The organism is Actinomadura kijaniata NBRC 14229 (assembly GCF_001552175.1).
In the GTDB taxonomy this organism is placed as follows: domain Bacteria; phylum Actinomycetota; class Actinomycetes; order Streptosporangiales; family Streptosporangiaceae; genus Spirillospora; species Spirillospora kijaniata.
Genome location: NZ_BCQR01000249.1, coordinates 1 through 11697 on the forward strand (window position 1 = coordinate 1; position 11697 = coordinate 11697).

Genomic DNA, 11697 nt, shown 5'->3' on the forward strand with positions numbered 1-11697 from the left:
GCACCCTCCGCGCAGGCCACTAGCAATATCGGGGGTCTACACAAACCCAACAACCCCAACCCCCAAGACCCCAACCCCCGCTTTCGCCAAACCTCCCCCACACCCCCTAAACCCCAGAGGGTCTACCCCCACCAACCTCACCCCCAGACGACCGCCCAACAGAGTCCCCATCCCCCCGAGCAGGATCCGCGGCAAGCGCGGCTTCCAGCTCGCGGATCCGGCGGCGGTCGCGCTCGCGCTGCTCCTCCAGCTCACGCACCTTGCGTTCCAGTTGCAGCACCCTCCGGATCGCCGCCAGGGTCATGCCCTCCTCGACCAGCTCCACCACGTACCGCACCCGGGTGATCTCGTGGCGGGAGTACCGCCGCTGTCCGCCGGGGGTGCGCCGTGGTCGCACCACCTGGTGCTCGTCGAGACGCCGCAGGAACGCCTGCTGGAGCTCCAGCATCGCCGCGACCTGCCCGACCGTGTAGAGCGGCGCGTGCTCATCGTCGATGGGCAGCCGTCGGCCCATACCGCTCACCTCCCCTCCCACGTTCCCGCCGCGCATCCCGACCAACGGCACCCCGAAACCAGGTCCCGACAAACGCGACGCGGCGGGCCGTACACGCCCGCCGCGCCGTTTCCGTCAACCCCCGCCTCCCCGGTGCGCCTTTCCGCCGGGGAGGCGGAGGGGCCGGCCGTTCGCCGGCCGGTCATCCCTTGATCGCCTTGGCCTGCTCCGACTGGTGGTGGATCTCCACCTTGCGGGGACGGGCCCGTTCGAGCACCGGGATGCGGACGGCCAGCACGCCGTTGCTGTAGGCGGCCTCGATCGCTTCGGCGTCCAGGTGCTCCGACAGGTAGACGCGGCGGGTGAAGGTGCCCATGGGACGTTCCCGGACGAACAGCCGGTCGTCCTCGCCGCGTTCCTCCTCACGCTGGGCGCTGACGCTGAGGACGCCGCGGTCCACGGTGACCTCGATGCTGTCGGGGTCGATGCCGGGGAGGTCGAACCGCAGCACCACGTCGTCCTTGCGCCGGATCCCGTCCATCGGCATGGCGCCGCCACCGCTGGTCTGGCCCCACGCCTGCCGGCTCAGCCGGTCGAACTGCCGCTCGAACTCCTGCACGAACGGGTCGATGCTCGTCAGCAGCATCCTCGCCACCTCCGTGGGTCTCCGGACTCAGGTCTCCGGTTTCCGGTTTCCGGTTTCCGATCTCCGTTCCACCGATGCCTACTAGCCAAGTCGGAGGGAACCTCCAACTGCACTTACATATTTCCTCGCACTACACCAGCAAGCAACTTCCCCAAAAGGTAGAAAGCCCTTACCTCACCGCCCCTTGAAGTCGGGCTCGCGCCTCTCCAGGAACGCGGTGATCCCCTCCTTAGCGTCCTCGGTGGCGGCGAGCGCGACCAGCTCCCCGAGCAGGTGCTCGACCTGCTCCTCCAGCGGCCGCCCCTCGATCGCGAAGAACGCCTCGCGGCCCCGCCGCAGCCCCACCGGGCTCTTGCCCGCGATGGTCCGCGCGAGCTCGTCGACCCGCTCGTCCAGCCGGTCCCGGGGCACCACCTCGGTGACCAGCCCGATCTCGCGGCCCTCGGCCGCCGAGATCCGCTCGCCGGTGTAGTAGAGCTTGAACGCGTGCTTGGGCGCGACGTTCCGGTTGATGATCGCCATGATCATCATGGGCCAGAGCCCCACGTTCACCTCGGGCGTCGCCAGCTTCACATCGTCGGCCGCGATCACCAGGTCGCAGGCGGCGGCCAGCCCGAGCCCTCCGGCCACCGCGTGCCCCGCCAGCCGCGCGATCACCGGTTTGCCGAGCGACGGGAACGCGGTGAACAGCCGGAACGGGGCGCTCTGCCGGATGGCGTCGCGGTCGGCGACCGGGTCCCCGGCCGCCTGCCGTGCTCCCAGCCCGCCGAGGTCGGCCCCGGCGCAGAACGCCCGGTCCCCGGCCCCGGTCAGCACGACGACCCGCACCTCGTCGTCGTCGCGGGCCCGCCCGAACGCGTCCAGCAGCTCGTCGACCATCCGGTCGTTCAGCGAGTTGCGCGCCTCGGGCCGGTTCAGGGTCACCCGCGCGACCCGGTCGGTCACCTCGTAAACGATCGCCTCGTACATCGATCCTCCACAACAGGGAACGGGCGGGCCCCCGAGGGGCCCGCCCGTCCGATGATGCCGTCCGAAGCCACCAGCCGATGACGCCAGCTGGCGGTCTCAGCCGACGATCCCAGCCGCTCCGACGTCAGACGCGCTCGATGATGGTGGCGTTGGCCTGGCCGCCGCCCTCGCACATCGTCTGCAGCCCGTACCGGGCGCCGGTGCGCTCCAGCTCGTGCAGCAGCTTGGTCATCAGGATGCCGCCGGTGGCGCCCAGCGGGTGGCCCAGGGCGATCGCGCCGCCGTTGGGGTTGGTCTTCTCCAGCGAGGCGCCGGTGTCGTGCGCCCACGCCATCGGGACCGGCGCGAACGCCTCGTTGACCTCGAACACGTCGATGTCGTCGATCTTCAGGCCGCTCTTGGCCAGCGCCTTCTCGGTCGCCGGGATCGGGCCGGTCAGCATGTACACCGGGTCCGAGCCGCACACCGCCAGGGTGTGGACGCGGGCGCGCGGGGTGAGGTTGTGCCGCTTGACGGCCTCCTCGGAGGCGATCAGCAGCGCGGAGGAGCCGATGGAGATCTGCGAGGCCACCGCGGCGGTGATCACGCCGTCCGGGCGCAGCGCGTTGAGCCCGGCCATCTTCTCCAGGGAGGTGTCGGGGCGGGCGCCCTCGTCCTTGGACACCCCGGCGATGGGGGCGATCTCGCGGTCGAAGTACCCGGCCTCGATCGCCTTGGCGGCGCGCCGGTGGCTCTCCAGCGCGAACCTCTCCAGGTCCTCGCGGGTGTAGCCCCACTTCTGCGCCATCAGCTCGGCGCCGCGGAACTGGGAGATCTCCTGGGTGCCGTACCGCTCGGCCCAGCCCTCGCCGTAGGGGAAGTCGAGCCCCTGCACGATGCTGGCGCCCATCGGGACCTTGGCCATCTGCTCGACGCCGGCGGCCACCACCAGGTCCTGGGTGCCCGACAGGACGGCCTGCGCGGCGAAGTGGATCGCCTGCTGGGAGGAGCCGCACTGGCGGTCGATGGTCACGCCGGGCACGTTCTCGGGCAGCCCCGCCGACAGCCACGCGGTGCGCGCGATGTCCAGCGACTGCGGGCCGACCTGCATGACGCAGCCCATGATGACGTCCTCGACCGCCGCCGGGTCCACGCCGGTGCGGTTGACGAGCTCCTTGAGCACGTGGGCCCCGAGGTCGGCGGGGTGGACGTCCTTCAGGCCGCCCTTCTTGGTACCGACGGGGGTACGGACCGCGCCGACGATGTACGCCTCGGCCACTACGCCTCCAAAAGCAGGGGTTAGGGGTTCCGTCCCGAAACCGAGTGAGATTCGGTCAGTCAGTATGAGATTACATCGCGCCGGACGCAACGCCTCATGTGACCCTGGTCTCGATCCCGCGCCAGGCTAGCGGCCCATCCCCCACCAGCGGAAACGCCCGTTCAGTGCCGGGGTTCAGTGCCGGGGTTCAGTGCTTGGCGTGCCGCCCGCCACCGGTCCCCCGACCGGAGCCCCCGTCGGGGACGGGGGCCGTATGCACCTCGCGGCCGTCGGCGTCATCGCCGAGCGTCTCGTGCGCGAGCCTGGCCAGCAGCGAGGCCAGCTCCGGATGCTCGTCGGGCGACCACCCCTCCAGGTGCTCGGCCAGCCCCCGCGCCCGCGCCTCGAACAGCAGCTCGGCGGTGGCCTCCCCGGTCTCGGTGACGACCAGGTCCTCGCCGTCCCGCCGCACGAACCCGGCGTTCACCAGCCGGTCGACGTAGGGGCGGCCCTGCGCGACCGTCACCCCGGCGCGTTCGGCCAGCTCGGTCCCGCTCACGCGCCCGTCCCGCGCGATCCGGCACAGCGCCCACGTGCTGCCGGTCGGCAGGTTCACGCCCGCCAGCGCGCCGAGCCGCGAGTACAGCTCCATGGCCTTGGCGTCCCTGCGCATCAGCGCGCTCAACGCGCGTTCCACCTCGTGCCGCGAGGAACGGTAGCCGGGTCCGCCGATCCCCTCGCCGAGGTCGGGGGCCTTCGCCGCGCCCCGCAGCGGCGTCTCCCGCAGGAACCACGTCAGCACCGCCGCGACGATCGCGACCGGCACCGCCCACAGGAACACCGTGTGGATGGCCTCCGAGTAGGCGTGCAGGATGTCGGCGCGGGCCCGCGCCGGGAGCCGTTCCATCAGCGCGGGGTTCGCCTGCACCGCCGAGGCGTCGAAGTTCGCCGGGACCTCGCCCCTGCGGACCAGGTCGGTCATGTTCTCGGCGAGCCGGTTGGCGAACACCGACCCGAACACCGCCACCCCGAACGACCCGCCGATCTGCCGGAAGAACGTCACCCCCGACGTCGCCGCGCCCAGGTCCTCGTAGCGCGCCCGGTTCTGCACCGCGATCACCAGCACCTGCATGACCAGGCCGATCCCGAAGCCCAGCAGCGCGAACTTCAGGCTCATCGCCAGCGTGGTGGACCGCTCGTCCATCCGCGACAGCAGGTACAGCGCGGCCGCCACGATCGGCGTGCCCACGATCGGGAAGATCCGGTACCGCCCGGTCCGGCTGATCAGCTGCCCCGACCCGATCGAGGCGACCAGCATCCCGACCATCATCGGCAGCAGGTGCACCCCCGACATCGTCGGCGTCACCCCGTGCACGACCTGGAGGAACAGCGGCAGGAACGTCATCGCCCCGAACATCGCGAAGCCGATCACGAACCCGATCGACGACGACAGCGTGAACACCTGGTCGCGGAACAGCCGCAACGGCATGATCGGCTCGGCCGCGCGGGCCTCCGCCGCCACCCACGCCACGATCAGCACGACCGCCAGCGCCCCCAGCCCGAGGATCTGCGGCGACAGCCACGCGTACTCGGTGCCGCCCCAGGTCGTCATCAGCACCAGCGCCACCGACCAGCCGACCACCAGCAGCGCGCCCGCCCAGTCGATCGAGTGCCGGTGCCGTTCCGACGGCGCGCGCAGCACGATCGCGACCACCACCAGCGCCAGCACGCCCAGCGGCAGGTTGATGTAGAAGACCCAGTGCCAGGATAGGTTGTCGACGAACCATCCGCCCAGCAGCGGCCCGCACACGCTCGACACCCCGAACACCGCGCCGAACAGCCCCTGGTAGCGGCCCCGGTCCCGGGGCGGGACGACGTCCCCCACGATCGCGACGACCAGCACCATCAGCCCGCCGCCGCCCAGCCCCTGGATCGCGCGGAACGCGATGAGCTGCGTCATGTCCCCGGCGAGCCCGCACAGCGCCGACCCCACCAGGAAGATCACGATCGAGAGCTGGAACAGCGGCTTGCGTCCGTACTGGTCCCCCAGCTTCCCCCACAGCGGCGTGGAGGCCGTGGAGGACAGCAGGTACGCGGTGACGACCCACGACAGGTGGTTGAGCCCCCCGAGGTCGCTGACGATCGTCGGCAGCGCCGTCGACACGATCGTCTGGTCCAGCGCCGCCAGCAGCATCGTCAGCATGAGCGCGCCGAGAACGACGGCCAGCTCTCTCCCCTTGGGCATCCGCGGTGCCTTCGGCACGCTCTCCACGCTCATCCCACGCTCCCCCCGCGCGTCCGACGCAGGGGAGATCTACCCGCTCGTCCGCGGAAGATCACCCGGGGCGCCTACCCTGGCGTTGAGGCGGCACCCTCCCCCGAACGAAGGTGACCATGGAAGGCATCATCCTGCTCGTCGTCGTCGCGCTGCTGGCGGCGTTCTGCGTCCGCTGGGCCGCCACCCGTCTGCGGCTGCCCGCCCCGACCCGCATGGCCGTCATCATCGTCTTCACACTGGTCGTGCTCGCCTGGTGGGGGCAGAGCATGTGAGGCCAAGGGATTTTTCGGGCGTCATCGCGAACTTTCTCTTCCGCGAGCGAGTCATAACCAAGGAAACCGGCTCCCTTACCCCCGCTCGACGTCCCGCCCCGGCCAGAGGGCCCGACGGCGCGCCGACGAGTGTTTCCCCGCACCGAGGAGCCGACGAGCCGAGGGAGAGCAGCAGTGCCGCATCCGGCTACCACCACCCCCGGGACCGGCGGCGCCATCGCCCCTCATCTGCGACGGCTGCTGGACTTCGTCGAGCCGACCGCCGAGGACGTCTGCCTGGACGTGGCCCGCGGCACCGGCCCGATGCCCGCCGCCCTGGCCCCCCAGGTCCGCCGGGTCGCCGCCGTCGACGCCCTGCCGCCCCCGGAGCTGCGCCGCGATCCCGGCCGCACGCCGACGGTGACGTTCGGCACCGGCCCGGTCCGCATCTCCGGCGACATCGATCCCCGCCCGTACGTCTCGCACCCGGACTCGGTCCGCCCCGTGCGCCGCGGGACCCCCGACGCCGCCACGGTCCGCGCCGAGGCGACCCGCCTGCCGTACCTCGACGGCTCCTTCTCGCTGGTGACCACCCGCTTCTCGCTCTACAGCCTGGGCGACCAGCGCCGCGTCCTGCGCGAGCTGCTGCGGGTGACCCGCCCCGGCGGCCGTCTGATCATCGCCGACCTGGTCCGCGGCAACCTCACCGGTCCCGACCGCGACCGCCTGGAACGCCTGCGCGACCCCGACCACCCCGGCCTGCTGTCCATCGCGGCCCTCACCGACCTGATCACCTCCTGCGGCGCGAGCGTCCGCCGCCTGGACGTCTTCACGGTGGAGCGCCCGATCGAGCCCTGGCTGGCGGGCGTCCGCGACGAACTGGCCGCCGAGCAGATCCGCGCCGAGCTCCTGGACGAGGTGGACGGCGGCCCCAAGACCGGGGCCAAGCCGAGGATCATCGGGGGCGAGCTGTGGTTCACCCAGTCCTGGGCCCACGTCGCCGCCGAACCCATCTGACCTCCCTCCCGCGCGGGCGGGTCGTTTCCGCACACCCTTGACCGTTCCCGCTTGCAAACGATATATTTGCAAGCGCACCGGCAATGCGTTCGCACGTGCGATGAGACCCGCCCCCTGCCCGGCCACACCAGCCAGGGAGTCCAGATGCGCGTTTCACCAGGGACACGAGGCACGGCCGCGCTCGTCGCGGTCCTGCTCGCCACCGGATGCGGCCTGCTGGACCGCTCCCCGAAGAAGGACGCCCCGGGCGCGGACCCTCGGCCCTACCTCGCGGGCGCCAAGGCCTAGGAGGCCTACTCGGTCTTCGACAGCACCCACGCGCGCCTTGAGATGCGGCAGGTGGAGCGGTACCCGGACCGTTCGGTGCTGCGCTTCCACTTCACCAACCTGGACACGGACAACAGCAGCTTCAAACTGGGCGTCTCCATGGCCAGCGACTCCTTCGGCCAGGTGGTGATGTACCTGGTCGACCCGGTGGGCCGCAAGCTCTACCAGGCCCTGTACGACGGCGACGACCAGCCGGCCGGCAGCGACTTCCGGAACGTCGACGCCGCGCCCGGGGTGCGCTACGAGGCACAGATCCACTTCCCGCCCCTGCCGAAGGACGTCCGCGCCGTCACCGTGGTCACCCCGACCACGGCGGGCGAGTTCACGGGCGTCCCCGTGGTGGAGGGCCGGAACCCCGCCCCGAACGCGCCCCTCCCGTCCCCCGACACGACACCGCCTCCCGGCACGACGGTCGCCGTTCCGGCACGCCGCCCCCAGGGCACGCCTCGCGGACGCGTCTGGGGCCTGTACGGCATGGCGTTCGGCCAGGTGAAGTCGGAGACCACCACCAGCGGCGAGCACCGCGTCGGCCTGCGCTCCGACGTCCTGTTCGACTTCGACAAGGCCACCCTCACCCCGCGCGCCAGGCAGATCCTCGACGAGGTCGCCGCGCAGACCAGACGCGAGGCCGACCCCGCCGAACCGCCGATCACCATCACCGGCCATACCGACGGCCACGGCGACCCCGGCTACAACCGGCCCCTCTCGGAACGCCGCGCCAGGGTCGTCCTCACCGAGCTGCGCGCCCGCCTCGGCGACGCCTACCGGTACCACGCCGAGGGCAGGGGCCAGACCCAGCCGGTGGCCAGGGAGGGCGGCGCCAACGACGAGCAGGCCCGCGCCCGCAACCGCCGCGTCGAGATCTCCTACCGGATCAGGCGGGCCACCACCCGGACGGCCACCGGCGACGCCAGGGGCCCCGTCTCCCCGGCGGCGGTCACCGCCCCGCCCGCCCGCTTCCGACCCGACGACGGCCCGACCGTCGCCGGCCGCACCGTCCGGGGCAACGGCGGCTCCCGCCGGATCGACGTGAAACCGTTCTACCGGGACGGCGCCTACCTGGTGGCGGTCTTCTCCATCACCAACCTCGGCCCCGACGCCCTCAACCCGATCGAGGACTACTCCAGCGAGCTGGGCGGCAGGTTCGGCGCGTTCAACGTCGTGGACCCGAGGACCGGCACCACCCACCAGGGAGTCATGATCGGCCCGCCGACCAGGGACGACGGTTCCAACCAGGAACGCCTGGACCCCCAGTGGGCGGCCTTCGTCACCGAGCCCGGCACCACCAACCGGGGCTTCTTCCACGTCCCCGCGCCCCCGCCGACCACCACCAGCGTGACCTTCCAGGCGGGCCCGTTCGGCTCGTTCCCCAACGTCCCCGTCAGGTGAGGGTCAGGACCCGAGACCGGGGACCTCCGCCACGGACCGGAACACCCAGTCCTGCCACGCGAACCCGTGGTCGGCCAGCACCAGCGTGCTCCAGCCCCCACCGAGGCAGTAGGGCCCGCCGTGCAGAGCGCCGACCAGTTCCCGCCACCGGTCGTGGTCCTCGTGCCTGAGCAGCTGGGAGGCGTCGGCGACGACGACGCACTCCCGCCGCGAGACCGGCCGGTCGCCCAGGGCGTCCAGGAGATCGCCCCAGCCCCGCGCCGCCGAATACGGCAGTTGCAGCGCGGCGACGATCTGGTCGACGGCCTTGGCCGCAGTCGTACAAGCCGAGCCCAGCACCATCCGCGCCCCGACGTAGGAGACGGTGCCCCCGAACGCGACGTCCAGCGCGAGGTCGAGCCGCTGGACGAACTCGTCCACCTCGGGCCCCGACACCTCCAGGGCCATCATCTTCCCGCGCTCGCCGAGCACCCGCTCGACGAGCGCGTCGGTGCGGTCATCGCGACCGGCGCGTCCAGAGTCTTCGACCATGCTTCATTGTGCGGACGCCCGGCCGGAGGGACGACAGGTTTTCGCGTCCCGCACGGCTCAGCCGAACCGGCGGGAACGGGCCAGGGCCAGCCCGCCCAGAACCGTTCCGGCCAGCCCCACCAGCAGCGCCACATAGGCCCCGCCCAGACCGTTGCCGGTGCCGAGACCGCCGTCGGCGGTCGCCGCGACCAGCCCCCCGAGGGCCATGCCGAACACCCCCGTCGCCACGGCCACGGCGGCCCCGTTCCGCCCGGAACCGGTGCGCCGGGCGGAACGGACCAGGGCCCGCACCCCGATGACCAGGCCGAGCAACCCCGCCAGGGCGGCCACGATGGCCCCCACCCGCCCGGCGCTCATGTCGTAGACACCGGCGGCGACCGGCTGGGCCGAGGCCTGCGCGGCCGCCGGTGCGGCGAGACCGACCCCGCCGATCAGAACGGCTGTGACGGCGGTGACCAGATGACGGACGGACACGACGTGCTCCTTCGCTACGGCTGAACGTCACTCGATGATGGCCGCCGACCCCGCCTCCGGTCGTTCCACAGGCGCAGACAATCCGTACTGCCACGGCCGGAGCACCCGGTCGCCGCCACTGCCACGACCACCGCACTCCTACCGCGTGCGTAGTAGACCGCCACTCGGTCGCGGGCAGGAGTCGTCCGCCGCGGCACCCCGTTAGGGTTCGCGACATGGGTACGGGATGGTCCGGCATGCGGGCCGGTGTCAGGGACTGCGTGATCGCCGCCGGTGTGACGGCGATGCTGCTGGTCGTCGGGTTGTCCGAGAGCAACCCCGCAACGGGTCTCGACCCGCTCGGCTACGCGCTGCTGGCGGCCGGCGGCCTGGCGCTGGTCGCGCGCCGCCGAGCCCCGATCCCCGTCCTGTTCGCCACTGGCCTGTGCGCCGTGGGCTACCAGGCGGCCGGTCTGGACGTGCCCGCCGTCGCGTTCCTGTTCGCGGTGTACGCGGCCGTGCGGGAGGGACACCGCGCCGTCACACTGGCGGCCAGCGTGATGGTGCTGGCGGCCCTTCCGCTGGCGACCCTGCTCTCCCCGCACGACTGGCCCGCGAGCGAGGCGTTCGCGCACAGCCAGGGCGCCCTGGAACTGGGCTGGCTGGTCGCCGCCGCCGCCGCGGGCGAGGCGCTGCGGCAGGCCGAGCGCCGGGCCGACGAGGCCGAACGCACCCGGGAGGAGACCGCGCTGCGCCGCGCCAGCGAGGTGCGGCTGCACATCGCGCGGGAACTGCACGACTCCCTCACCCACCAGATCTCGATCATCAAGGTGCAGGCCGGAGTCGCCGTCCACACGGCCCGCAGACGCGGCGAGCAGGTCCCCGAGACGATGCTCGCGATCCAGGAGGCCGCCCGGGAGGCGACCCGCGAACTCCGCGCGACCCTGGAGACGCTGCGCGACGACCACACCACCCCGCCGCGCGGGCTCGACCACGTGCCGGAGCTGGTGGAACAGGCCCGTTCGATCGGCCTGGACGCGACGTTGACGGTCGAGGGACAGCGGCACGACGTGCCCGCCGCGGTGGAACGGACCGCCTACCGGATCATCCAGGAGTCCCTGACCAACGTGGCCCGCCACGCGGCCGCCACCGCCGCGTCGATCCGGATCGACTACCTCCCGGACACCCTCACCGTCCGCATCGACGACGACGGCGACGCCACACCCGACACCGCCCCGACGCCCGGCGTCGGCCTCCTGGGAATGCGCGAACGCGTCACCGCCCTCGGCGGCCGCCTGCTCGCCGAACCGCGCAGCGAGGGCGGCTTCACGGTCCAGGCCGAACTCCCCGTGAACGGAACATCATGATCCGCGTCCTGCTGGTCGACGACCAGCCCCTGATCCGCCGCGGGTTCCGCGCGCTCCTCGACCTGGAGGACGACATCGAGGTGGTGGCCGAGGCCGCCAACGGCCACGAGGGCCTGGCGCTGGCCAGGGAACACCTGCCCGACATCGCGCTCATCGACGTGCAGATGCCGGTCATGGACGGCATCGAGACGACCCGCCGCATCGCCGCCGACCCGACCCTCGCCCGGACGCACGTCGTCATCCTGACCAACTACGGCTTCGACGAACACGTCTTCAACGCGCTGCGCGCCGGCGCGGCCGGATTCCTCGTCAAGGACATCGAACCGGAGGACTTCCTGCACTCCGTGCGCGTCGCCGCACGCGGCGACGCCCTGCTCGCACCGTCCATCACCCGCAAGCTGATCGACCGGTACATCACCCGGACGCCCCACCCCGGAGCCGACACGGCGCTGAAGGAACTGACCAACCGCGAACGCGAGGCCGTCGCCCTGGTCGCCCAGGGCCTGTCCAACGAACAGATCGCCGACCGCATGGTGATCAGCCCGCTGACCGCGAAGACCCACATCCACCGGGCCATGACCAAACTCCACGCCCGCGACCGCGCCCAACTCGTCGTCCTCGCCTACCAGTCCGGCCTGGTGACCCCGGGCGACTCCTGATCCCCTCCCGATGAGCATGGATTCTCGGTGAGATCCCAATGTCAGCGGTCACCAAGCAGCCCCAAGAGGACTAACCCTAG

Annotated in this window: 13 protein-coding genes; 6 read left to right on the plus strand and 7 right to left on the minus strand. The window is 71.9% G+C overall.

All coding sequences use genetic code 11. The features are described 5' to 3' along the window. Positions 1-106 precede the first annotated feature (106 nt). From AKI01S_RS46020 to AKI01S_RS46040, 5 genes are all read right to left on the minus strand, one after another. Positions 107-514, minus strand: coding sequence for a MerR family transcriptional regulator (locus AKI01S_RS46020; RefSeq protein ID WP_067832723.1), 408 nt, complete (start codon positions 512-514; stop codon positions 107-109). A gap of 181 nt (positions 515-695) precedes the next feature. Then, entirely contained in the window at positions 696-1139 is a 444-nt protein-coding gene (locus AKI01S_RS46025) for an Hsp20/alpha crystallin family protein (protein WP_067832701.1), read from the minus strand. Positions 1140-1313: 174 nt separating this feature from the next. Beyond that, positions 1314-2108 carry an enoyl-CoA hydratase/isomerase family protein gene (locus AKI01S_RS46030; protein WP_067832704.1) on the minus strand — a complete coding sequence of 265 codons (795 nt, stop codon included), beginning with the start codon at positions 2106-2108 and terminating at the stop codon, positions 1314-1316. A 124-nt stretch (positions 2109-2232) separates the two neighbouring features. Further along, the gene (locus tag AKI01S_RS46035; protein WP_067832706.1) at positions 2233-3366 is read right to left on the minus strand and encodes an acetyl-CoA C-acetyltransferase; all 1134 of its coding nucleotides are present in this window, start codon (positions 3364-3366) and stop codon (positions 2233-2235) included. Between the two features lie 187 nt (positions 3367-3553). Beyond that, positions 3554-5623 (minus strand): MFS transporter, encoded by a 2070-nt coding sequence (locus AKI01S_RS46040; RefSeq protein WP_067832708.1) that lies wholly within the window; start codon positions 5621-5623, stop codon positions 3554-3556. Between the two features lie 116 nt (positions 5624-5739). Here AKI01S_RS46040 and AKI01S_RS52285 point away from each other — a divergent pair, with 116 nt between their 5' ends. The 4 genes from AKI01S_RS52285 to AKI01S_RS46050 all read left to right on the plus strand — a co-directional run bounded on the left by AKI01S_RS52285 (position 5740) and on the right by AKI01S_RS46050 (position 8607). Next, entirely contained in the window at positions 5740-5895 is a 156-nt protein-coding gene (locus tag AKI01S_RS52285) for a hypothetical protein (RefSeq protein ID WP_169814131.1), read from the plus strand. Between the two features lie 174 nt (positions 5896-6069). Further along, positions 6070-6891 carry a class I SAM-dependent methyltransferase gene (locus AKI01S_RS46045; RefSeq protein ID WP_067832710.1) on the plus strand — a complete coding sequence of 274 codons (822 nt, stop codon included), beginning with the start codon at positions 6070-6072 and terminating at the stop codon, positions 6889-6891. 144 nt (positions 6892-7035) lie between these two features. Beyond that, the gene (locus AKI01S_RS51440) at positions 7036-7179 is read left to right on the plus strand and encodes a hypothetical protein (RefSeq protein ID WP_157420625.1); all 144 of its coding nucleotides are present in this window, start codon (positions 7036-7038) and stop codon (positions 7177-7179) included. Between the two features lie 51 nt (positions 7180-7230). Further along, a complete protein-coding gene (locus AKI01S_RS46050; RefSeq protein WP_169814132.1) occupies positions 7231-8607 on the plus strand; it encodes an OmpA family protein in 1377 nt (458 codons plus the stop codon). Between the two features lie 3 nt (positions 8608-8610). Here AKI01S_RS46050 and AKI01S_RS46055 read toward each other — a convergent pair whose 3' ends face one another. Both AKI01S_RS46055 and AKI01S_RS46060 read right to left on the minus strand, forming a co-directional pair. Then, complete coding sequence (locus tag AKI01S_RS46055; RefSeq protein WP_067832714.1) at positions 8611-9138, minus strand: barstar family protein; 528 nt, start codon at positions 9136-9138, stop codon at positions 8611-8613. Positions 9139-9195: 57 nt separating this feature from the next. Further along, complete coding sequence (locus tag AKI01S_RS46060) at positions 9196-9612, minus strand: DUF6223 family protein (RefSeq protein WP_067832717.1); 417 nt, start codon at positions 9610-9612, stop codon at positions 9196-9198. Between the two features lie 215 nt (positions 9613-9827). Between AKI01S_RS46060 and AKI01S_RS46065 the strand changes: the two genes are divergently transcribed. After that, positions 9828-10958: a sensor histidine kinase gene (locus AKI01S_RS46065; protein WP_067832719.1), complete on the plus strand. Its 1131-nt coding sequence runs from the start codon at positions 9828-9830 to the stop codon at positions 10956-10958. Further along, a complete protein-coding gene (locus AKI01S_RS46070; protein ID WP_067832721.1) occupies positions 10955-11617 on the plus strand; it encodes a response regulator in 663 nt (220 codons plus the stop codon). The genes AKI01S_RS46065 and AKI01S_RS46070 overlap by 4 nt, the downstream gene beginning before the upstream one ends. Positions 11618-11697 lie beyond the last annotated feature (80 nt).